This window comes from Salininema proteolyticum (assembly GCF_042685645.1).
Lineage (GTDB): Bacteria > Actinomycetota > Actinomycetes > Mycobacteriales > Micromonosporaceae > Salininema > Salininema proteolyticum.
This window is the reverse complement of sequence record NZ_JBHUNX010000001.1, coordinates 3,989,495-4,011,763: the sequence shown is the minus strand read 5'-3', so window position 1 is coordinate 4,011,763 and position 22,269 is coordinate 3,989,495. Positions and strand designations below refer to the sequence as shown.

At 69.3% G+C, this 22,269-nt stretch carries 17 protein-coding genes; 13 read left to right on the top strand and 4 right to left on the bottom strand.

What is annotated here, in order from left to right; genetic code table 11:
* The first annotated feature begins 88 nt into the window (after positions 1 to 88).
* The 4 genes from ACFTE1_RS18475 (at position 89) to ACFTE1_RS18460 (ending at position 5,201) form a co-directional block, all read left to right on the top strand.
* Positions 89 to 1,585: a hypothetical protein gene (locus tag ACFTE1_RS18475; protein ID WP_380623651.1), complete on the top strand. Its 1,497-nt coding sequence runs from the start codon at positions 89 to 91 to the stop codon at positions 1,583 to 1,585.
* Between the two features lie 389 nt (positions 1,586 to 1,974).
* Positions 1,975 to 2,829, top strand: coding sequence for a hypothetical protein (locus ACFTE1_RS18470; protein ID WP_380623653.1), 855 nt, complete (start codon positions 1,975 to 1,977; stop codon positions 2,827 to 2,829).
* A gap of 233 nt (positions 2,830 to 3,062) precedes the next feature.
* Positions 3,063 to 3,860: an Rv0361 family membrane protein gene (locus ACFTE1_RS18465; protein ID WP_380623655.1), complete on the top strand. Its 798-nt coding sequence runs from the start codon at positions 3,063 to 3,065 to the stop codon at positions 3,858 to 3,860.
* A 402-nt stretch (positions 3,861 to 4,262) separates the two neighbouring features.
* Entirely contained in the window at positions 4,263 to 5,201 is a 939-nt protein-coding gene (locus ACFTE1_RS18460; protein WP_380623657.1) for a hypothetical protein, read from the top strand.
* 52 nt (positions 5,202 to 5,253) lie between these two features.
* On the opposite strand, the gene ACFTE1_RS18455 is transcribed toward ACFTE1_RS18460, so the two are convergent.
* Both ACFTE1_RS18455 and ACFTE1_RS18450 read right to left on the bottom strand, forming a co-directional pair.
* Positions 5,254 to 5,823: a hypothetical protein gene (locus ACFTE1_RS18455; RefSeq protein ID WP_380623659.1), complete on the bottom strand. Its 570-nt coding sequence runs from the start codon at positions 5,821 to 5,823 to the stop codon at positions 5,254 to 5,256.
* 10 nt (positions 5,824 to 5,833) lie between these two features.
* Complete coding sequence (locus ACFTE1_RS18450) at positions 5,834 to 7,828, bottom strand: SpoIIE family protein phosphatase (protein WP_380623661.1); 1,995 nt, start codon at positions 7,826 to 7,828, stop codon at positions 5,834 to 5,836.
* Positions 7,829 to 8,228: 400 nt separating this feature from the next.
* Between ACFTE1_RS18450 and ACFTE1_RS18445 the strand changes: the two genes are divergently transcribed.
* From ACFTE1_RS18445 to ACFTE1_RS18430, 4 genes are all read left to right on the top strand, one after another.
* Positions 8,229 to 12,626 carry a HAMP domain-containing protein gene (locus tag ACFTE1_RS18445; protein ID WP_380623663.1) on the top strand — a complete coding sequence of 1,466 codons (4,398 nt, stop codon included), beginning with the start codon at positions 8,229 to 8,231 and terminating at the stop codon, positions 12,624 to 12,626.
* Positions 12,627 to 13,178, top strand: coding sequence for a response regulator (locus ACFTE1_RS18440; protein WP_380623665.1), 552 nt, complete (start codon positions 12,627 to 12,629; stop codon positions 13,176 to 13,178).
* A gap of 41 nt (positions 13,179 to 13,219) precedes the next feature.
* Positions 13,220 to 13,546 (top strand): STAS domain-containing protein, encoded by a 327-nt coding sequence (locus tag ACFTE1_RS18435; RefSeq protein ID WP_380623667.1) that lies wholly within the window; start codon positions 13,220 to 13,222, stop codon positions 13,544 to 13,546.
* A 79-nt stretch (positions 13,547 to 13,625) separates the two neighbouring features.
* On the top strand, positions 13,626 to 13,955 hold the full coding sequence (locus ACFTE1_RS18430) for a gamma-glutamylcyclotransferase family protein (protein ID WP_380623669.1): 330 nt from the start codon (positions 13,626 to 13,628) through the stop codon (positions 13,953 to 13,955).
* A 16-nt stretch (positions 13,956 to 13,971) separates the two neighbouring features.
* Here ACFTE1_RS18430 and ACFTE1_RS18425 read toward each other — a convergent pair whose 3' ends face one another.
* Complete coding sequence (locus tag ACFTE1_RS18425; RefSeq protein WP_380623671.1) at positions 13,972 to 14,406, bottom strand: hypothetical protein; 435 nt, start codon at positions 14,404 to 14,406, stop codon at positions 13,972 to 13,974.
* A gap of 128 nt (positions 14,407 to 14,534) precedes the next feature.
* Positions 14,535 to 15,758 carry a sulfotransferase family protein gene (locus tag ACFTE1_RS18420; protein WP_380623672.1) on the bottom strand — a complete coding sequence of 408 codons (1,224 nt, stop codon included), beginning with the start codon at positions 15,756 to 15,758 and terminating at the stop codon, positions 14,535 to 14,537.
* 216 nt (positions 15,759 to 15,974) lie between these two features.
* Here ACFTE1_RS18420 and ACFTE1_RS18415 point away from each other — a divergent pair, with 216 nt between their 5' ends.
* From ACFTE1_RS18415 to ACFTE1_RS18395, 5 genes are all read left to right on the top strand, one after another.
* A complete protein-coding gene (locus ACFTE1_RS18415; RefSeq protein ID WP_380623674.1) occupies positions 15,975 to 17,495 on the top strand; it encodes a PrsW family intramembrane metalloprotease in 1,521 nt (506 codons plus the stop codon).
* A 625-nt stretch (positions 17,496 to 18,120) separates the two neighbouring features.
* Positions 18,121 to 18,627 carry a tRNA adenosine deaminase-associated protein gene (locus tag ACFTE1_RS18410; RefSeq protein WP_380623676.1) on the top strand — a complete coding sequence of 169 codons (507 nt, stop codon included), beginning with the start codon at positions 18,121 to 18,123 and terminating at the stop codon, positions 18,625 to 18,627.
* Between the two features lie 251 nt (positions 18,628 to 18,878).
* Positions 18,879 to 19,337: a nucleoside deaminase gene (locus tag ACFTE1_RS18405; protein ID WP_380623678.1), complete on the top strand. Its 459-nt coding sequence runs from the start codon at positions 18,879 to 18,881 to the stop codon at positions 19,335 to 19,337.
* 177 nt (positions 19,338 to 19,514) lie between these two features.
* A complete protein-coding gene (locus ACFTE1_RS18400) occupies positions 19,515 to 20,732 on the top strand; it encodes an LppU/SCO3897 family protein (protein ID WP_380623680.1) in 1,218 nt (405 codons plus the stop codon).
* 268 nt (positions 20,733 to 21,000) lie between these two features.
* A complete protein-coding gene (locus tag ACFTE1_RS18395; RefSeq protein ID WP_380623682.1) occupies positions 21,001 to 22,002 on the top strand; it encodes a hypothetical protein in 1,002 nt (333 codons plus the stop codon).
* Positions 22,003 to 22,269 lie beyond the last annotated feature (267 nt).

Genomic DNA, 22,269 nt, shown 5'->3' with positions numbered 1-22,269 from the left:
CTTCGCCTTCGCCGACCTGTACGGGTGTGCTACGCCTGAGTACCGTGGAGGGAGACCCTCGGCACAACTCCCCATCGGAGGCGGCACCATGAGCGAAGGAAGAAGCACCGACCGGCCCGACCGCGCGACCTACCAGGTGATCGCGGCACCCCCGGTTCCGGACCCCGACCCGTCCGTGGAGGAATACCTCGGCCTGGCCGCCTGCGGCCACGACCGGTGCGTCAACTCCCTGGCGGTGAGCGTCGAACGCCCCTGGCTCGAACTCATGACCGCCGTGCCGGTCTCCGGACAGCGGATCACCCCCATGGACGGCGGCATGAAGATGCCCGCGGCCGACGTCCTCGGCGACTTCGTGAAGGCCCTGCGCCCCGAAGACCAGGACGCCTGCTCTCTGGAGGCGACCTCCGAGGCCTGGAAGGCCATGGGCGAGACCCTCGCGGAGATGGCGTCCACCATCAAAAGCGGCCTCGCCGACCTCGGAGGAGGCTGGAGCGGCGTCGACTTCGACCTCTTCGACGACTCCGTCTCCATGCTGGTGCAGCAGCTGCAGAGCGCGGCCTTCGAGATCACCGAAGAGGACGGCATGGTCGCTCAGCTCGACGCCCTCGTCGAGTCGATCGGCCGGGCCCAGACCGACGAGGGCACTCCCTACCCGCCCGTCGGACTGTCCCCCTTGGACGACCGCCTTTTCGGAGGGCGCGTACACGTCCGGGCCCCCTACACCGCGACGTGCAAGACCGAGGAGAGCGACTCGATGGAAGAGGCCGCCGAACTGGCCGGCTTCACCCCGAACGTCGTCGGCGAGGCCGCCGACTGGGTCGAGAGCCGAGCCGAGCACAAGTACGAAGAGGGCAACTCGCCCGAGACGGCCGAACAGCTCGGCCAGGTCCCCGGCTGGTACACCGCCGACAGGGCCCGCGAAGAGGCCGAGGCGGAGTTCGAGAACCGCTGGAGCGAAGGCGGAGTCGAGGCCTACGAGAAGTTCCGCGAACGCGCCGAGGGCCTGGAGAGAGAGGTGCGGGCCAGGTGCCGTTACGCGGACGAGGCCCTGCGGGAGTTCACCCCGTCCACGACGCCCCTCGCCGGCGCATGGTGGTCGGAGGTCGAACGCGAACCCTACCCGGGGCTTGAGAAGGCCGCGACGCGCGGCGGCGGGAATCCCCCGCAGATCGAGGACTACACCGACCCCACCGCGAACCCCGACGACCTCGTCGACGACAACCCCGAAGTGTTCGAACGCGACTGGGAAGGCGGCGGAGGTGGCGCCGGCGCCGGTGGCGGCGGCCTGGCCGGAGGAGGCGGAGCGGGCTCGGTCTCGCCGGGAGGCCTGTCGTCCGGCGGAGCCGGACAGGGCGGGCCCGGAGGCGGGCCGGGGGCCGGAACCGGCGCCGGGATGGCGGGCGCCGGAGGCGCCGGAACGGCCGGAGTCGGAGGCGCGGGCGGCATGATGATGGGCGGAGGCGGCGGCATGGCCGGCGCGCCCGGCGGCGCCGACGGCAACAGCGAGGGCGAGGCCGCCAACTGGCTGGTCGAAGAGGACAACGTCTGGGGCGTCGAAGACGAGGACGACGACCCCTACGCCTGAAGGGGGCTGTTGGTGAAGGGACGAATCTCCTTCGGAAGCACGGTCTTCATTCAGCGCGACCCGGTAGCTACCTCAAGGGGCTCGTCTGGTTCGCCCGTTGCCCAACAGCACCCTGAAGGGGCGCGACTCCGGGCCGGCGAGCGGCGTCGGTCTTCGCACCCGGGACCCGCACACATCGCTCACCTACTGTTACTACTCACATGCGAACGGCCGCGCCCGTTATGCGACCCGACCCCGTGTAGTTGAATGGCTCTCCGGTTCCCCCGTCGAGACCCGGGAGAAAACCTCCTGTCCGAACCAGTGACAGGCCCGGCCCGGAAGGCCATAATCAGTACTAGTCCGGCCTCGCCCGGCCGGACGCACCGTACCCCGCACCAAGGGAGGCCACCATGGACGTCATCGACGCGAACAGCACCCTCGTGGCAGTCGTCGCCGGCGTGTCCCTCGTTCTGGCCCTCGCGCTCGCCGCCTTCTCCTCCATCGCCCTGGGGAAGGTGAGGGCCTCGGAGAAATGGCCGACGGCGACGCCCCCTCCGGTGGGCCACAACCTGGCCCTGACCGCCACCGTCGCCGCCCTCGTCGTCATCGCCTTCTCCGCGGGCGCGCTGTCGCTCGTGTACCTGGCGACCGCGTCCGGCATGACCGCACGCGTGCTGATCGCCCTGGGCGCCGCACTCTTCTCGCTCATAGCCGGGGCGGTCGTCATCAACCTCGTCGCCGGACGACACGAGATGCGCGCCCTGACCGACATCCCCGAGATCGAGCCGCAGGCCGCCCCGCCGCCGCTGCCGGTCTCCGCCGACCCCTCCCCTTATCAGATCCCCGACAACATCGCCCGCCCCGTGGACAACGGCGGCGACAACTACGAGGCCTTCTCGGAGCGGAGCCTGGGCCTGGGGGAGTACGCCTCGGGCGCACCGGCCTTCGAGGCCACGCCGCCCGGACCGAGGACCGGGGAGTTCCCGGCGTACACGAGCCAACCGCAGTACGGCGGTGCCCCGTCGGCGCAGGCGACCCGGCAGACGGTGCCGACCATCCCGACCGACACGCAGCCCGGCTGGGTGTTCCGCGACCGGTCCACCGGCGCCTACTACGCCGCCGTCAAGCAGTCCCGGGGCGGGGTCAGCCTGCTGGCCCTGTCGGATTTCACCGTCGCGAGGACCGCGGCGCTCGTCGGGCCGCTCGATCTGGTCGGCAGCGTGGAGACGAGCGTCTGGCCGATGGAGCGCGAAGAAGAGGACTGACGCGGCACCGGCGACCGGGCGGGACACCGAACAGAGCTCCGACGGCACTCGGGAGACCCGTGCCGATGGCGCACTCCGGCAGGCAGCTCGCGGCGACAACTGCCGTGTGCCAAGGGGAGTCGCGAGGAGAAGACCAGCTTGTCATCCGGGGAGGTACGGGGGAGGCGAGACCGTGGGCGGAGTGGCACAATTGCGTCGTAATCACAACGTAGACGCATTCGCGAAGGGGTGCCATGACCTATCCACCTCCCGGAGGGCAGCCACCGGGACAACCGCCGAACGGGCAGCCGGGTTATGGCGGCCCCCAGCAACCGCCCTACAACCCGTCGCCGCAGCAGCAACCCGGATACGGGGCGCCGCAACAGCAGCCGGGCTACGGTCCGCCGCAGCAGCCGGGGTACGGCCAGACGCCGCCACCCGGATACGGCGCTCCCGGCCAGCAGCCGGGAATGCCTCCCCAGCAGGGCATGCCCCCGCAACAGCCCGGGATGCCGCCCCAGCAGCCCGGAATGCCCCCGCAGCAGCCGGGGATGCCGCCCCAGCAGCCAGGCGGCTACGGGCAGCCCGGTATGCCGCCTCCGCCGCAGCAGAAGTCGAAGAAGGGCCTCTTCATCGGCCTGGGCGCCGGCGCGGTCGGCGTCATCGCCGTCGTCGTCATCCTCATCGTGGCCCTGGGCGGAGGCGGTGTTGACAAGAACGGCAGCGCCGAGGACTTCGCCGCCTCGGTCATCGACTCGATGAACGCTGAGGACTATGAAGCCCTTGTCGACGCGGCGTGTGAAGCCGACAAGGAGGAGGCGAAGGAGAGCCTCGAAGGCTTCGACCCGAGTTCGCAAGAGGGCATGGAAGACATCGAGACCACCGTTGAACTCTCCCTCGGCGCCGTCCAAGAGGACGGCGATTCGGCAACCGCCGAGGTCAACATCGATTCGAGTGCGACCTACCAAGGTGAGACGCAGGAGCAGAGCACCACTGTGACCTACGAGCTCACCAAGGAGGACAGCGGCTGGTGCATTAGCGGGACGTCCTGATCGCATTGAGAGAACAACGGCCCGTCCAGTATCGGACGGGCCGTTGTTCTCGGCGAGAACGGGTGGCGGGCCATGGCGGATCTTTGCCCGGCGGTGTCGGGAACTTCGTGGAGTCGACCATGGAATACGGGAGCGCGAACGGCGCGCCGGCTCAGGTCGCCGCGGAGCGCACATCGGCCGTTGAAGCGGCGCAACGGCCGCCGACATCGCCCCTAGCCCCGGGATCTGACGAGGGAGCCCAACAGCCGGTGCCTGAGCTGTTCCTCCTGACCTGTTCGCGAAATCAACGGCCCGTTCCGCATCGAAATAGCCCTTCCGATTGGCAGGAACCCGGGAGAAAACCATGGCGAGAGTTTGTCACGATAGGGATGGAGACATCGACGAACACCGGAGGGAAACACCATGGCCTACCCACCTCCCGGCGGATATCAGCCGGACCCGTCCCAGGGGCAGCCGCCCCAGCAACCCGGCTACGGTGCTCCCGGCCAACCGGGCCCCGGAATGCCCGGCTCCCAACCCCAGCAGCCGGGCGGATACGGTGCCCCGCCCCCGCAACCCGGCCCCCCTTCGCAGCCCGGTTACGGCGCACCGACCCCGCAGCCGGACTACGGCCAACCCCCGCAGCAGCCCGGTTACGGCGCCCCCGGCCAGCCCGGAGGCTACGGCCAGAACCCGCCCGGACAGCCGCCGGGAATGCCGCCCCAGCAACCCGGATACGGCCCCTACGGACAACCCGAGCAGCCCAAGAAGTCCAACGCCGGCGTCATCATCGGCATCGTGGCGGTCCTGGTCCTCGCCGGCGGAGGAGTCGGCGCCTACTTCCTCCTGCAGGACGACGGCGACACCGACTCCGCCAGCGATTCGGTCGACGAGTCCGCCGACGAGGACGTGAACCTCGACGAGGAAGAGGGCGAAGAGGACACGACCGAGGAGAACGGATCCGAGACCGACAGCGGCCCCGAAGCCGAGGTCGCGGAAGTCGCGGAGGCCTACTTCTCCGGCTACTACACGAGCATGAAGGCCAACGACATCGACGCCGCCTACGACGCACTGCTCGCGGGCACCTGCAGCGACCTGCACGGCAGCGTCGAGGACAACCGCGAGAACGACAAGGACACCACCAAGGGCATCGAGTGGACCTGGACGGGCACCTACACCGTCGAACCGCCCGAAGTGACCGGCACCGAGGCCACTGTCACCGCACAGGAGAAGGTCACCTACACCCCGGAGGGCGGGGAGGCCCAGGCGTCGGACAACACCACCGTCCTGAACCTGCGCGACGACGAGACCGACGGCTGGTGCATCTACAACGGCACCTCGACCCCGAACTCGGAGGCCTGACGGCCCCGGTTCAAGGACGACTCCGCGTCACGGACCGGGAACACCGGAAACCCTAGAGCGGTCGGCACTCCGTGGAGATCCGGCCGCTCACCGCCGGCAGCGACCCCTCCGCCTCGTCCAGCGACAGGTTCACCTTCAGATAGCGGTCCGTGCGGCCCGACCACGAACTGTCGAAACCGTTGCCGTCCGCGCCGAACTCCCCGACGAGAAGGTCCTCGACCGAGTCGAAGGCCTCCCGCGAGTTCTCCGGAAAGGCCTTGAACTCCCACACCGCCTCGGCACTGTCGCGCACAGGCGTGACCTTGCACGACTCCTCCACCGAAGGCAGCCAGTAGAGCCGGTAAGACGGCTCCTCGTCGACGGGCGCCGCCGGCACCTCGGAGTCCTCCAACTCCACCGCCTCCTCCGTCCAGCGGCCCAAGTCCTCCGAGATCGCCTCCACGAGCTCCTCGCCGTCCTGGCGCGCCTCGCCTATGCCGATCTGCTCCCGCACCGTCGGGTCCGAGGGCAGGAACATGAGCACGACCAGCACCACGCCCCACAGCACGACGAAGCCGCCGATCAGAAGCTTGGCGCGGCGGGAAACCCCCGTCAAGGCCGGTTGGCGGGAATAGTCGTCCACAGAGTCTCCGTCAAGCGTCGCAGCGGATCACGAGAATCGCGATGTCGTCCCGGGGCGGGTCGGTGGAGTAGTCCTTCACGGCCTCCACGAGGGTCGAGGCCAAGTCCTGGGCGGGCGATCCCGCCCTGTTCTCCAGCACCGACACGATACTCTCCCCGCCGAACATGGTGCGGCCGTTGCGCCGCTCGGTCACGCCGTCGGTGTACAGGATCAGCGAGTCGCCCTTGCTCATCTCCACGTCGACCGGCTTCACCTTCACATCCGGCAGCAGCCCGATGGCCGTGCCCGAGCAGCCGATCCACTCGTGGGTGCCGTCGGCGCGCAGCAGCAGCGGATGGTCGTGCCCCGACAGCGACACCGAGAGGCTCAAACCCGGCGAGGTGCGGCGGGCGAACGCGCTCGCGAGCGTCGCGTAGCGGTTGTCGTCCTGCTTGTCCAGGAGCGTGTTGTTCAGAAGCTGCAGGGCGTGCGGGAGCGGCGAGCCGTCCTGGGCCATGACGCGCAGAACGTCGCGCACCACGCCCGTCAGGGCCGCGGCCCGGGCGCCCTTGCCGCAGACGTCCCCTATGGCGATCCACAGCCTGTTGTCGTCCAAGGACATCGCGTCGTAGAAGTCGCCGCCTACCTCGGTGCCGAAGGCGACGGCCGGGAGGTACTCCGCGGCGAAGCTGACGCCCTCCAGCTCGGGGAGGTTGCGCGGCATGAGGGCCGTCTGCAGTTCGTGGGCGATGCGCGTCCGCTCCGAGAGCACGCGCGCGTTCTCCAGCGCGAGGCTGGAGCGCTTGGCCAGGTCGGTGATGATGTCGCGCTCGGCGGGAGTGTGCTGCCCGCGCGCCGGATAGCCCACCGCCAGGACGCCGAGCGGCTTGAGCCGCGCCGTCAAGGGGATCGCCGTCCCGTTGAAACCGCGCGGGGCCGGAAGCTCCAGGCCCGTGAAACTCGTGCGCTCCATGGACACCGAGAAGTCGGACGCCGCCTTGCGCAGCCGCGAGTCCAGCTCCTCCACCTGTCCCTCGTCGACGTGGACGGAGTTGGTCAGCACCAGGTCGCCGTTGGCGTCGACGGTGTACAGCGCCGCCCACTGCCCCAGGCGGGGAACGAAGAGCTGGGGTATGAGCGCGGCGGTCAGCTTGTCGTCCAGCGAGTGCGCCAAGAGCTCGGAGGAGCCGGCCAGGAACGTCAACCACCCGGAGCGCTGCCGCTCCTGCTCGCGCAGCCGGTCGATCTCGATCGCCAGCGCGCACCGCTCGGCGGCCAGGGCGATCACGGCCGCCGAGTTGGTCGACCGGATCCCCGTCAGCACGATCCGCCCCTCCTCGGGAGGAGTCAGCGGCAGCGGGAACGCCGTGCTCTCGCCCCGGGCGACGCCGACCGAGGCGAGCACCTGCTGGGACGAGTCGCGCGAGGTGACCTCCACGCGCACCGACCTGGCACCGGTCGCCTCGCCCAGGCGCTGGATGAGCTCCTCGAGCGTCTCGTTGAGGTCCAGCCGGCGCTGCGTGTGCGGATCGACGGTGAACAGGGCCGCCAACTGGGCGGCGTCCAGCGTCGTGACCTCGGGGGCCGTGTCGGGGAGGGCGTCGGAGTGGTCCTCGGCCGTGGGGGAGGGCCGCGCCTCGGAGTCGAGGCGGAACCAGATGGACTTCCCGGCCTTGTCGTGGGTCGTGCCCCAGGCGCTGGCGAAACGGTCCACCAGGAGGAGGCCGCGCCCGCCCTCGGCGGAGATGTCGGGGAGGACCGGGTCGTCGGTGGTCAGGCCGCCGGAGCGGAAGTCGGTCACGCGGACGGTCACCGACACGTCGTCGGCGCTCACGGTGATCCCCACGTCCGTGCGGGCGTGGACCACGCCGTTGGTCGCCAGTTCGGTGGTCAGGAGGAGGGCCTCGTCGAGCAGGTCGAGGTGGCCCGTCTCCGTCATGACCTCGCGGACGAGGGCGCGCGCAACAGCCGGTGAACGGTCGTCCACGGGCAGTTGGATGCGTCGGGTGGTCTCCCTGCTGCTCACCTCTCCAGTGTAAGACCGCGCGGCCGGGGCCCCCGAGCGGAGGGGCGGCCGTCGCGGGCCGGAGAATCGGGCGCCGACCACCCCGGAGGCGGAAACGGGAACCGTGAAGTAAGGTGGGGCACACTCCTCCGGCCGAAGATGTGACATGGGGAATATGCGCCGTATCGCCTCCGGTATTCCCCCGGTGACCGCTTAGACATCACTGCGTCACCAGGGTTTCCAATCGGGGCCCGAGTATGACACCCTAGAAAGTCGAGACGCATGTCCCCAGGATCCAGGTCAGAGCGCGTCGGCGGCCGTTTCGCCGCCTTTCGGGCCCGGTCACGCCCCAGCGCCCGACCGAGCGAACGCGCCCTGGATCCCACCTTCGACAAGGCCCGAGGTCTTTAGGAGACTGACCATGACAGATGCGGTACCGGCCTCCGCCGCCGCGACCGAGGCCGAACACTCAGAGGGCGACCTCCGTGAGCTGGCCGAGGCGCTCGCCCGGATGGAGAAGGGCGACTTCAGCGTGCGCATGGCGCGTCGCCCCGGACTCGTCGGCGAGGTCATCGACCGCTTCAACGCCGTCGCCGAGCAGGCCGACCGGCAGAAGCGCGACATCGCCCTGATCACCCGCGTCGTGGGCCGCGACGGCCGCTGGACCTCCAAGCTCGACATCGAGCACCTCGACGGCGACTGGAAGGCCTCGGCCGAACAGATCAACGACCTGATCGACCAGCTGGTCCGACCGATCTCCGAGCTGTCGCGAGTCATCCAGGCGGTCGCCGAGGGCGACCTCAGCCGCGAGGCCGACCTGACCTACGAGGGCCGCGAACTGCGCGGCGAGTTCCTCCACCTCGGCGAGACGGTCAACCGCATGGTCTCCTTCCTCCGCGAGTTCGCGGGCGAGGTCACCCGTGTGGCGAAGGAAGTGGGCACCGAGGGCAAACTGGGCGGACAGGCCGAGGTCATGGGCGTCTCCGGCGTCTGGCTGCAGCTGACCGACTCGGTCAACACCATGGCGTCCAACCTGACCGAGCAGGTCCGCTCGATCTCCACTGTGACCCAGTCCATCGCGGCCGGCGACCTGAACCGGCGCATCAACATCTCGGCGCGCGGCGAGGTCGCGGTCCTGGCCGAGACGATCAACTCGCTGACCGAGACGCTGCGCATCTTCGCCGGCGAGGTCACGCGTGTGGCCCGAGAGGTCGGCACGGAGGGCCGCCTGGGCGGCCAGGCCGACGTGCCGGGAGTGGCCGGCACGTGGAAGGACCTCACCGACAACGTCAACTCGATGGCCTCCAACCTGACCACCCAGGTGCGGAACATCTCCTCGGTCGCCACCGCCGTGGCGCAGGGCGACCTGACCCGCAAGATCACCGTCGCCGCCCAGGGCGAGATCCTGGAGCTGAAGAACACCGTCAACACGATGGTCGACCAGCTGTCCAACTTCGCCGACGAGGTCACGCGCGTGGCCAAGGAGGTCGGCACCGAAGGGCAGCTGGGAGGCCAGGCGCAGGTCTTCGGCGTCTCGGGCACGTGGCGCGACCTGACCGAGAACGTGAACCAGCTGGCGCGCAACCTGACCGACCAGGTCCGCAACATCGCCAAGGTGACCGAGGCGGTCGCCCAGGGCGACTTCAGCCAGAAGATCACCGTCGACGCCTCGGGCGAGATCCTCGGCGTCAAGAACACGGTCAACACGATGGTCGACCAGCTCTCGGCGTTCGCCGCGGAGGTCACCCGTGTGGCCAAGGAGGTCGGCTCGCAGGGCCAGCTGGGCGGGCAGGCCAACGTCCAGGGCGTCTCGGGCATCTGGAAGGACCTCACCGAGAACGTCAACCTCATGGCCTCGAACCTGACCGCGCAGGTCAGGAACATCTCCGACTTCGCCACGGCCGTCGCCGAGGGCAACCTGAACAACCAGATCACCGTGGACGCCCAGGGCGAGATGCTCCAGCTGAAGAACACCCTGAACTCCATGGTGGGCCAGCTGTCGAAGTTCGCCGACGAGGTCACGCGTGTGGCCAAGGAAGTGGGCACCGACGGCAAGCTGGGGGGCCAGGCGAACGTGCCGGGCGTCTCGGGGATCTGGAAGGACCTCACCGACAACGTCAACTCGATGGCCTCCAACCTGACGGCGCAGGTCAGAAACATCTCCGAGTTCTCCTCCGCGATCGCCGCCGGCGACCTGTCGGGGCAGATCACGGTGAACGCCCAGGGCGAGATCCTCGAACTCAAGAACACGCTCAACTCCATGGCCGGGCAGCTCTCCCAGTTCGCCTTCGAGGTCACCCGAGTGGCCCGCGAAGTCGGCACGGAGGGCAAGCTGGGGGGCCAGGCGAACGTGCCGGGCGTCTCGGGGATCTGGAAGGACCTCACCGACAACACCAACTCCATGGCGTCCAACCTGACCGCCCAGGTGCGAAACATCTCCTCGGTGACCACCGCGGTCGCCCAGGGCGACCTGACCGGGCAGATCACCGTCGACGCGCAGGGCGAGATCCTGCAGCTGAAGAACACCGTCAACAAGATGGTCAGCCAGCTGTCCGGCTTCGCCGACGAGGTCATCCGCGTCGCCCGCGAGGTCGGCGTGGAGGGCAAGCTCGGCGGCCAGGCCAACGTCGCCGACGCCTCCGGCTCCTGGCTGGCGCTCACCGAGAACGTCAACTCCCTGGCCGGAACCCTGACCACCCAGCTGCGCGCCATCGCCAACGTGGCGCACGCGGTGGCCAGCGGAGACCTGACCCAGTCGATCGACTTCCCCGCGGCCGGCGAGATCGCCGACCTGACGCAGTCGATCAACCACATGATCCAGGCGCTGCGCCAGAAGACCGCCGACGGGGCCGACGCCGACTGGCTGAACTCCAACCTCGCGCAGGTCTCCGGACAGCTCCAGGGGCACCGCAACATCGAGGACGTCACCGCGATGATCCTCGAGACGGTCACCCCGCTGATCGAGGCGCAGGCCTCCACCTTCTACGTCCGCGACGAGAGCGTCGACGGGCAGGTCGTCTTCCGGCTCGCCGCCGTCTACGGCCGCAACGAGCCGCAGGCGCGCTCCGAGATCTACGAGAACGAGGGCCTGGTCGGCCAGGCGGCCTCCTCGAAGCGGACCATCCTGCTCGACGACATCCCCGACGGGTACATGGACATCAGCTCCTCGCTCGGCTCCGCGCCGCCCAAGAGCCTCGTCATCCTGCCCGTCCAGTTCAACGACAAGGTCCGCGGCGTCATCGAGGTGGCGAGCTTCAACGAGTTCTCGCCCCTGCACCGCCGCTTCCTGGACAACCTCGCGGCGAACATCGGCGTCGCGCTCACCACCATCGAGGGCAACATCCGCACCGAGCTCCTGCTCAAGGAGTCCCAGCGCATGGCCCAGGAGCTCCAGCAGACCGCCGAGCAGCTCCAGGTGACCAACGCCGACCTCGAACAGCAGACCCGCCTGCTGGCCAAGCAGAACCGCACCGTCGAGGACAAGAACCGAGAGGTCGAGGCCGCCCGCCGCGACATCGAGGCGACGGCCCAGGAGCTGGAGCGGGCCTCCCGGTACAAGAGCGAGTTCCTCGCCAACGTCAGCCACGAGCTGCGCACGCCGCTCAACTCGCTGCTGCTGCTGGCCAAGCTCCTCACCGAGAACCCGGAGAGCAACCTCAACGAACAGCAGGTCAACTTCGCCAAGACGATCTGGAACGCCGGGCGCGACCTGCTGACGCTCATCGACGACATCCTGGACCTGTCCAAGATCGAGGCCGGGCGCATGGACGTCACCACCGGGGCGGTCAACCTGGAGGAGGTCTTCACCGACCTCGAGGCGACCTTCCGCCCGCAGGTGGAGGACAAGGGCCTCGACTTCGGGCTCACCATCGACCAGGCCATGCCCGCCGAGATCGTCACCGACTCGCAGAAGCTCCAGCAGGTGCTGCGCAACCTCCTGTCCAACGCCGTCAAGTTCACCTCCGAGGGCTCGGTGAGCCTGGAAGTCGCCGTCCTCGACCGCAACCCGCAGCCGGGGGTGGAGAGCCTGAAGGGCGCCGAGAAGATCTTCGCCTTCCGCGTGCACGACACCGGCATCGGCGTCCCCGACGACAAGCGCAACAGCATCTTCGAGCCCTTCCGCCAGGCCACCAGCGGCACGCAGAAGCAGTACGGCGGCACGGGGCTGGGGCTGTCGATCTCCAGCTCGCTGTCCGAGATGCTCGGCGGCACCGTCTTCATCGAGCACACCAGTGAGGACGGCTCGACGTTCACGCTGCTGGTGCCCGGCGAGTCCGCCACCGGGGCGCACCGCCCGGCGCCGACCGAGCAGAAGGCGCTGCCGCAGGGGGAGACGATGATTCTCGGCGAGGAGACCACCACCGTCCAGCACGACCTGGAGGGCACGGAGATCCTCATCGTCGACGACGACATCCGCAACGTCTTCGCGCTCACCGCGGCGCTGGAGCGCCACGGCCTGATCGTCCACTACGCGGAGAACGGCCGCGCCGGCATCGAGGAGCTCCAGGACAACCCGGAGACCTCCATCATCCTCATGGACTCGATGATGCCGGTCATGGACGGCAGCCAGACCACGCGCGCCCTGAGGTCCATGCCGGAGTACCGGTCGATCCCGATCATCTTCCTCTCCGCCCAGGCGCAGACCGAGAACCAGCAGAAGGCCATCGACGACGGCGCCGACGCGTACCTGACCAAGCCGGTCGACCTCGACCGGCTGCTGGACACCATGAACCGGTTCTCCGCCGCCGGCGACCCCCGCGGGTCGGAGCAGTCCGGGGAGGACGACAATGGCAGTGACAGCCCGACCGAAAGGGATTAAGTGAGTACCGCTCGAGTCCTCCTGGTCGACGACAGGAACGAGAACCTGGTCGCCCTGGAAGCCATCCTCCAGGGGCTCCCCGTCGAATGCGTCGTCACGCGCTCCGGCGAAGAGGCCCTGCGGCAGTTGCTGCGCGGCGAGTTCGCCGCGATCCTCCTCGACGCCCAGATGCCCGGCATGGACGGCTTCGAGACCGCCGGCCACATCAAGCAGCGCGAGCGGACCCGGCACACGCCGATCATCTTCCTCACCGCCGCCGACCGCGACAGCCACCTCGAGATGCGCGGCTACTCGGTCGGCGCGGTAGACTACATCACCAAGCCCTTCGACCCGTGGATGCTGCGCACCAAGGTCAAGGTCTTCATCGACCTGTGGAACCGGGGCGAAGAACTCCGCGAGACCCACGAGCACCACCTCCGGCTGCAACAGCGCCACCGGGAACTGGCCGACCGGCTCAGCCAGGCCGGCGCACAGGTGGCCAAGCTCCGGGCCGAGCACCCCGACCTCGACCTGGACGAGCTGGAGCGGCTGGTCCGGGCGGCAGCGGAATAGACGAGGCCTCGACAGGCGCAAGCGGAAAGACGGTGGACCCAGTGGACGCTCAGCGATTGGACGCCAAGACGGTCGTACGGGACGAGGCCGAGACCGTCGTGGCCGTCAGCGGAGAGCTCGACCTGCAGACGAAGGACATCCTCAAGGACGAGGTGGAGACGGCCCTCTCCGGAGGGACGCACCGGCTCGTGCTCGACCTGGAGGGCGTCACGTTCTGCGACTCGACCGGGCTGGGGACCCTCGTCGTGCTCAACCGGACCGCCACCAAGGCCCGGGCCGTCATGATCCTCACCGGCGTCGGCGACTTCCTGCGCCGCCTGCTCAACGTCACCGGCACCTCGGACCACTTCATCATCCGCAACAAGTGACCCCGCGCCTCCGACGAGGCGGGTCACAGGAGCCCCGGGCGGCCGGGCGCCCTATCGGGACTCCTGTTCCACTGGTGCGATGCACCTGCTCTTCTCCTATGGAACCCTCCGCCAGCCCGAGGTCCAGCGCGCCGTGTTCGGCGGCGAGGTCGCCGGCGAGGACGACGCCGTCGTGGGCCACCGGCTCGGCGAGATCACCGTCGACGACCCGCGCGTGGTCGAGCTCAGCGGAAAGTCCGTGCACCTCATGCTGATCCCCGACGAGGAGGCCGGAGAGGTATCCGGCACCCTCTTCCGCCTCACCGACGAGCAGCTGGCCCGGGCCGACGACTACGAGGTCGACGCGTACGAGCGCGTAGAGGTCCCGCTGCGCTCCGGGCGCACCGCCTGGGTCTACGCGCTCGCCTGACCGGGCCCCGCGGGCCTCAGCAGTCGCCGCTGTTGAAGTAGACGTCGCTCAGCCAGTGCGGCGGGCGCGGCATGGCCCATTCGAAGACCCGGTAGGTGGCGATGCACACGGAGCCGTCGGCGACGCCCGTCTCGGCGTGGACCTTGAAGACGGCCGAGTCGCCGTTGTCGATCGTGGCGTGCTGCTCGGCCTCCTCCCGGACCTCCTCCCCGGTGGCGGCGTCGTGGGCCACCGTCGCGGTGTAGGCCGTGACCTCGCTGTAACCCCAGGGGTTTCCGTCGCAGGTCACCTCGAAGGCCAGCGTGGAGCCGGCCTCGGTGTAGGAGTAGTCGACGACCTCGTCGAACTGGCAGTAGGGGCCGTCCTCCGCCTCCGCGGCGGACGCGGGGGAGACGGAGAGGAGGCCGGCGGCGAGGGCGCCGGCTCCGGCGGCGAGGATGCGGAGTTTCATGGGGCTCCTTCTTCCTGGTGGGGTGGAAAGGGAAAACGGCGCGGTCTCCCGCGCCGTCCTGATCCTACTGTGATCCACACCAATAATTCAAGATGTTCAACTATGTTGATTTATGATCGCCAGGAGGCTCAGAGCGTGTTCTGATTGAGGCTCTGCACCAGGCGGTTGTAGTCGCCGAACGCCGAGGAGACCTCGTCGGCAGTCAGGCCGTAGTCCGTCAGCTGGTACTCGTGCCGGCGCATCTTCTTGGGGCGGTCCAGCTCCTCCTCCAGCAGGGCCCGGTCGGCGTCGGTGAAGGACGCGCCCAGCTTCCGGTAGAGGTTCGGGACCATCTTGTGCGGGTCGGCCATGAGCTGGTGGTAGGGCAGGTCGATGACCGACCCCGCCGGCAGGTCCAGGCGCGTCTGGCGGCCCCGCTCGATGTCGTGGGTGAGGATGTCCAGCCACATGCGGCCGATCCCGTGCAGGTCGATGTCCTTCACGTGGATGCCGTGGGCCGTCTCCGCCAGCGAGCACATCGACGCCATGACCGTCTCCGGCTCGCGGTGCGTCCAGACGATCTGCGCGCCGGGGAAGACCTTCATGATCTCGTCCAGGTGCGCGAGATGGCCGGGGTACTTCATGACCCAGCGGCGCGGTTGGTCGCCGTGCTGGAGCACCTGGAGGCACATCTTCAGGTACTGGAGGTCCTCCGTCATCTCCCGGGCACGCAGCCACTCCCAGTAGGGCTTCATGGTGGCCGTGCACAGGTGCGCCCACGTGTGCGGGAGGATCATGATCGTCTCCTCCGGCAGCTCGGCGCGCACCGGGTGGATCACGTCGAAGGCGGGGGAGAACTTGGGCAGCATCGCCAGGTCCTTGGCCGTCTTGCGGATCGCCGCCGCGCTCGTCTTCCGGTCGGCCCGGAGGTGGGTGTACTTCATCTCCCACATCAGCGGGCCGCGGTGCTGCGGCGAGCGCGCCAGGATGCGGTGCGTGAGCGAGGTGGCGGTGCGGGGCAGCCCGACCACGAAGACGGGGCGCTCGACGGGCTCCCGGGCGAGCTCGGGGCGGTCGCGGTGCAGGCGGGTGATCCGCAGCCAGTTCTCCCAGCGGATCTTGGCGTCCTCGAACTGGCCGATCCAGCCCAGGGAGCGGAATCCCGGCGTCTCGCAGAACTTCTCCAGGAGGAAGCCGTAGTCCTCGATGAAGCGGCGGTCGGCGGCGGTCAGGTCCCCGGCGCCCGCCTTCTCGGCGATGTCGACGGCCGCGTCGGCCCACACCGACCGGGCTCGGGAGGGATCCTTGCGGACGCGGGCCATGGGGGCCAGAAGGGTGTCGACCAGGCGGGCCTTCCGGGTGAGACGTTCCATCATTCTCCTTATGCGTCAAGGCCGGGGGAGCGAAAGCGGTCTATTTCCAAGGGTTACTCGGGCAGTATATTCCCTACGGAGACTTAACGAATCGTACGGGTAAACGATCCCGATCCCTGTGTGGCCGCAATCAGAGTGAGGGAGCGGTCGCACAGGCGAGTGACCGCCCACTACCCTGGGAGGAACAAGCGACCGCCAGGACGAACAGGTGACAGCATGACGGACCGCCCCGAGCCCGCCGCAACCGGCGGCACATCCGCCGAAGGAGCACCGGCCCAGGCCGCCCCGGCCCCCGCCGCGCCGCCCCCGCCGACGGGAAAGAAGGCGGCAAGGGCCCCGCTCGCCTTCATGGCGCTGCTCGCGGCCGAAATCGCCGCCGTCGCCGTCCTCTGGACCGGCTTCGGATACTCCGAATCCGACGTCCTCTGGGTCTTCGGCACCGTGCTCGCCGTCTTCACCCTCCAGACCGCCGGCGCCCTCATCGGCGTCCGCGCCCTCCGCCCGTCCTGGAAACTCCTCGTCTCCACCCAACTGCTCCTGTTCGGGGCCGGCGTGATCACCTACAGCATCGTCGCCGGCGCCGGAGCCAAGGCCGCCGGCGTCGGCCTCGTCGCCGCGCTCGTCCCCGCGCCGCTCCTGGTCGGCTCCTTCCTCTGGCTCTCCCGCCACCGCCACCACGGATGGAAGCCCCTGACCTTCGCCTTCCTCTGGGGAGCCGCCGTCTCCACCGCCGTCTCCATGGTCGTCAACACCGGCGCGGCCTACTACTTCCGCGAGAACGGCATCAGCGAGAACTGGGCCGCCGTCGCCTCCGCCCCCGTCATCGAAGAGATCACCAAGTTCCTCGCCCCCCTGGCGATCCTCCTCTTCGCCTCCCGCCACATCCGCAACGGCCTCGACGCCCTCGTCTTCGCCGGACTCTCCGCCGCCGGCTTCGCCATCGTCGAGAACGTCCTCTACGCCTCCGGCACCTACCTCAGCGGCCCCTCCATCTACGGCGAGGGCACCGGCGGCGCCAGCGTCACCCTCCTCGTCATCGTCCGCGGCATCCTCACCATGTTCGCCCACCCCCTCTTCACCTGCACCGTCGCCTTCGGCATGGCCAAGGCCGTCGGCAAACCCGCCGGACGCCGCCTCCTGTGGTCGCTGACCTGCCTCCCCTTCGCCATGGGCCTGCACGCACTCTGGAACTGGTCAGCCGTGTTCGGCGCCCAGCACGGCATGGCCGACCTCTTCTTCTCCGTCTACGTCGCCCTGCTCATGCCACTCTTCTTCGGCCTTCTCGGCTACGCGCTCGCCGTCCGGGCCAAGGTCGCCAAACTCACCTACCAGCGCCTCCAGGGCTTCGTCGCCAGCGGGCACGTCGCCCCGCCCGAAGCGGCCATGCTCGCCTCCTACAACCGCCGCGCCCGCGCCCGCGCCTGGGCCCGCCGCACCGGCGGGTCCCCCGGCGAGAAGGCCATGAAGCGCTTCCAGCGGCTGGGCGACGCCGTGGCCGACGGAACCGCGTACGGGACCACCCGCGAGGAGCTGACCGCGCGCCTCACCGAGATGAACGAACTCCGGCGCGGGCACTTCCTCGCCGACCCGACCATGCCCGTCACCGTCTGGGACGGCCGCTCCTACCACGTGACCTTCCCCGACGCGAAGGTCCGCGAGGTCTCCGGGCAGGGCCGCGACCTCATGCCGATCCCCGTTTCCGCCGAAAGCGTTCACCGGGCCGCCTATGGCGCATAATGGCGATATGACCCGCACAGGCCCACCCGAGCACAACGGGAGTCCGCACAGCCCGCCGACCGCTCCGAGCGCCGCGGGCCCGACCCGCGCGCAAGCCGGCCCACCGGTCGGCTCCGGCGGCCCCGCGTGGCCGTCCACACCGCCGGGACACGCCGCGCCGGCCGCACCGATGCGGCCGCAGTGGCGGGAAGTCCATCCCGTGCGGCCCGCCCAGATCGCCGCCGGCGCAGCGGTATCCGTCATCTTCATCGGAGCTTCGCTCGCGGTTCTCCACGGCGTCGTGGCACTCACATTGGTGACGTTCACCGCGAGTGGCATTCTCGGGGCGGCATCTCTTCTCCTCGCGCGCTACGGTGTCCGAGGAGCGGCGGCGGGTACGGCAGTCGTAGCGGGGACCGCGGCCGCAACATCAGCAGCCGCCGCAGCCGTCGGCCTGGCACTCGCTACCATGACGTAGCCGCAGAACCCGACATCCGGTCGGGGCACCTCCAGAGGCCGAGAACCCACCACAGGACGCCACGCCGGCAAACCGGCCTGAACGTGTGTCTGTACGAGGGAATCGGTCCTGACGAACGGTAATCTTTGACTTTGTAACACCGCATATACCAGAAAACGGGGGAGAGAAGTGTCCTACTTCGCTGTTGCCGTCGCAAAAAACGGCGACGACTGGGAAGCCACGGAGGTCGACCTCGATGAGGTCGGCGACGTGGAAGACGCCGCAGACGTCCTGCGCGACAGCTACCCAGACGCCGAGACGGCCCTGCTGTTCGTCGACGCCGACGACGAGTACCTCACCATACTCCGCCTCGATGAGGGAGACGGCCTGCGAGTCTTCAGCTCCGACAGCGAGTACGCCGACGCCTCCCGCCTCGGCGAGGCGCTCCTCGGGGACCTCGAGCCCGAAGAGGAGGACAACATCGACACGGACGACGAGGAGGACATCAGCTCCAAGCCGACCGAGCTGGACGCCGAGCCCGTCGGCGAGTCCGACCTCCTGTCCGACCTCGGTATCTCCGGCGCGACGCTGCTGGCCCTGTGCGCCAAGGAGGGCATGATGCCCTCCGACGTGATGGCCGAGCTGGCCGAGGCGGCCGGATTCGACGAGGTCCTGGAGACCGCCCAGGGCGCTTGACGCGGGGCGGCCCACGGCCGCACCCCCGCGACGCCGTTCTCGCGGCCCGGCGTGCAGGAGCGCGGAGCCGAGAACCCGGTGAACCGGGACGCAAGAACCCTGGGCGCCGAGCCTAGAGGCCGGCTCCACGCCGCCCGGACGCACCGAGCCCCTTCCGGCTCCACCGCTTCCGCGGACGGCGCCACCTCACGAGACCGCCCGCCGCACCGCAGACGGCGGCGCCGTTTCCCGACACCCATGGAGGCCCCAGTTTGAACGCCCGGCACCGCGTCCACGAAGAGTGGATGCGCCTCGCCCTGCGCGAGGCGGCGGACTCCGGGCCCGACGTCCCCATAGGGGCCGTCGTCCTCGACCCCCGGGGCCGCGTCCTCGCCGCCGATAGGAACCGCCGCGAGGAACTGGCCGACCCCACCGCCCACGCCGAGATCCTCGCCCTGCGCCGTGCCGCGGCCGCGTGGGGCGACGGATGGCGGCTGGAGGACTGCACACTCGTCGTGACGGTCGAACCCTGCGCCATGTGCGCGGGGGCGGCCGTCAACTCCCGCATCGAGCGGATCGTCTTCGGCGCGTGGGAACCGAAGACCGGCGCCGTGGGGTCCCTGTGGGACGTTCCCCGCGACCCCCGGCTCAACCACGTCCTCGAAGTCTACGGCGGCGTCCTGGAAGACGAGGCCGCCGAACTCATGCGGTCCTTCTTCGACCGGCCCTGAGCCTCCCGCGGAACCGGCCCTCTCCCAAGGAGAGAGCCCGCGGCGTCGTCCCCGGCCGTGACCGGGACCGACCCCCGGGGCCGTCCGACCGCGCCCTATTGCGGGCAAGCCCCATACTGGAGGTCTGATTATTTCTCCCGACCTGCGAAGGCAGGCGCCCGAACCGCGGAGGACACAATGACCTACCAGCCCCCCGGACCGTACCCGCCCGAACCGACTCCCGGCAGCGGGCCCGGATCCACCGGCGGAAACGGATACCACTACGACCCCACCGGGCCCGGTGCGCCCTATGGGAACGGAGGGACGCAGCCCGACCCCTACGCCGCGCCGGGCGGAGCTCCCGGCTCCTACGGCGGCGGCCCGTACAGCGCCCCCGGCGGACAACCCGGCCCCTACGGCACCGACCCCTACGGATCGCCCGGACCCTATGGAGCGCAGTCCGACCCGTACGAGGCCCAGCCGCCCGCCGGGCCGCCCCCGGGATTCCCGTCCACCGACCAAGCGGCGTACGGAGGGCCGGCACCTTCACCGGGCAGCGGCAACGGCACCGTCATCGCCGTCATAGCGGTCGTGGCAGTCCTCCTCCTGGGTGGAGGCGGCATCGCCGCGTACTACCTCACCAACGACGACGACTCCAGCGCGAGCCCCTCTGCGGCCGGCGCCCAGTCCGACTCCGACGGAAACGGCTCGGAGGACACGGACCTCTCCGACGAGACGGTGGAGGACGACCCGATCCTCAACGCCACCGCGGGGGACTGCTTCACCAACAACGGGTCCGAGACCTCGCCCGACCTCGTCGAGGCCACGTGCGGGACAGGCACCTTCAGCGTCCTCGAAGTGCGCAACGGAACCGACGGCTCCGTGTGCGAGGGCAACCCGGAATTCGACTACTACGCGAGCTACCCGTCCGACGACGTCCTCCTGTGCCTGACCTACGACTACGGAGGCGACGCCTACCACGCCCAGGTCGACGACTGCGTCTACGGCGCCAGCTCGGGGGACGACTGGAACAAGACCGACTGCCAGACAGGCGCTTTCCGCGTCCTCGAACGCTTCGACGGACAGACCGACGAGAGCGCCTGCACCCAGGGGACCTACTACAACTACTACATGACCTTCTCGGTCTCGGAACCCTACCTCAGCCGACTGCTGTGCATGTCGTTCATCTACCCCGACGACGCCGGGTACGCCACCAAGGACAACTGCCTGAACATGACCGGCGACCCGTCCTCGGCGTCCTTCGAGTTCGTCGACTGCGACAACGCCAACGTCTACGTCACCGGACGGACCAACGAGTTCAACGCGCAGAGCTTCTGCGGCAACCACGGCTGGACGACCTGGGAGTCCTACGACTTCGACGACATGGCCTACACCGTCTGCTGGGCGTACACCTGAGCCCGGCTCGACAGAGGGCCGGCCGGCTTCCCGCCACCGGTCGGCCTCTCACCGAAGCGGACCCTCGGAGGAACCGATGACCCACCCGTCCCCCGGCCAGAACCCGCCTGAGCCCGTGCCCGGAGCGGGAAACGGATCACCGGGAGAGGCACCGGGATCGGCTTCGGGGGATGCTTCACAGTCTGAGTCGGGACCGGCTTCGGGACAGGGGCTGGAAACCGGGAACGCCGACGGCCACGACCTCTACTGGGGAGCGGACGGATCCTCGGTGCACAAGCAGTACTATCTGGCGGCCGAGTACAACGGCGGCGGGCCACTCGGACCGGCGGCGAATCCAGGTCTCGGCCGCGGTGCCCCGTCACCGGGATACGAGGGCACCGCCCAGTTCGGACATGGGGCCCCGCCACCGGGTTTCGAAGGTACCGCCCAGCCCGGCCACGGCGTTCCGCCGCAGGAATCTGAAGGCACCATCCAGTTCGGCCACGGCGTTCCGCCGCAGCCCGGCACCGTGCCTACCGGTACCCGCACCCCGAACGGCCCACTCGCCCATGGAGAGTACGCCGAGCCCCGGAAGAACGGGATCAAGCGGCCCGTCGCCTTCGTCGCGGCCTTCGCACTGGCCGTCGTCTTCGCGGGCGGCCTCCTGGTCCACCTCCTCGCCGATAACGGAAGCGACGGATCCGGGGCCTCCGCCTCCTCTTCGGACGGCCTCTTCCCCAACGAAGGCGACTGCATCTCCGAGATCGTCCTACAGGAAAGCGGGTGGTCGCTCTCCGACGGCTCCGCCCTCGTCGACTGCGACTCCGAAGCGGCCGTGTTCGACGTCGAAAAGTCCTTCCCGACCGTCGAAGGGGAAGTGCTGGGCGCCGACAACGGCGCGCAGGCGGCGAAATCGATCTGCGGCGAGGACTATTTCCAGAACTATCCCGGCGAGTCGTGGAACTGGTTCCTGCGCGAAGCCAGCGGCGGCGCGATCGTCTCCGCCGTCTGCGTCGAGGCCCGCGCCGATGCCGTGTTCGAGGACGCCTCCGTTCCGAGGATCCCGGACGTGGGCGATTGCTTCCTCGATGAGAACGAGTGGCGGGTCGCCGATTGCGGATCGCCGGACGTGTTCGGCGAAGTGGTCGAATGGGGCGACGCCGCGGACTATCCCGGAGCGCAGAGCAATGACAAAGGCAAGATCGACGAGCTCTGCAAGGACGCCGACGAGTACTGGTACGGGCGCGACATCGACGGAACCTGGCTGTACATCCTCTGCGTCAAGACTTGACCGCCGAGAGCGGTGCACCGAGCGGCATCGTCGCCGCTCCCGCACACCTGCTCGGCCGAAGCGTCTTCCTCCCGACGAACCGATCGGCCGAACTCTCGCCCGTCTGAATCCGCTGGCTGACCCGCGCGGCTGAACTCTCGCCTGCCTATATCCGTTAGCCGACTCTCTCGGCTTGGCCCCGGCCTTCCTGTGGGGCTGCCGGTGGACCCTCTCGGCCTGACTCTCGGCCTCCCGGAGTCGCTGGCGGATCCTCTCGGAGGTGGCCCC

What these genes read in the sequence shown, in the direction of transcription:
- ACFTE1_RS18420 (WP_380623672.1), bottom strand. Translation starts at nt 15,758, where the DNA reads ATGGAACGTCTCACCCGGAAGGCCCGCCTGGTCGACACCCTTCTGGCC.
- ACFTE1_RS18425 (WP_380623671.1), bottom strand. Translation starts at nt 14,406, where the DNA reads ATGAAACTCCGCATCCTCGCCGCCGGAGCCGGCGCCCTCGCCGCCGGC.
- ACFTE1_RS18475 (WP_380623651.1), top strand. Translation starts at nt 89, where the DNA reads ATGAGCGAAGGAAGAAGCACCGACCGGCCCGACCGCGCGACCTACCAG.
- ACFTE1_RS18470 (WP_380623653.1), top strand. Translation starts at nt 1,975, where the DNA reads ATGGACGTCATCGACGCGAACAGCACCCTCGTGGCAGTCGTCGCCGGC.
- ACFTE1_RS18460 (WP_380623657.1), top strand. Translation starts at nt 4,263, where the DNA reads ATGGCCTACCCACCTCCCGGCGGATATCAGCCGGACCCGTCCCAGGGG.
- ACFTE1_RS18415 (WP_380623674.1), top strand. Translation starts at nt 15,975, where the DNA reads ATGACGGACCGCCCCGAGCCCGCCGCAACCGGCGGCACATCCGCCGAA.
- ACFTE1_RS18430 (WP_380623669.1), top strand. Translation starts at nt 13,626, where the DNA reads ATGCACCTGCTCTTCTCCTATGGAACCCTCCGCCAGCCCGAGGTCCAG.
- ACFTE1_RS18465 (WP_380623655.1), top strand. Translation starts at nt 3,063, where the DNA reads ATGACCTATCCACCTCCCGGAGGGCAGCCACCGGGACAACCGCCGAAC.
- ACFTE1_RS18445 (WP_380623663.1), top strand. Translation starts at nt 8,229, where the DNA reads ATGACAGATGCGGTACCGGCCTCCGCCGCCGCGACCGAGGCCGAACAC.
- ACFTE1_RS18400 (WP_380623680.1), top strand. Translation starts at nt 19,515, where the DNA reads ATGACCTACCAGCCCCCCGGACCGTACCCGCCCGAACCGACTCCCGGC.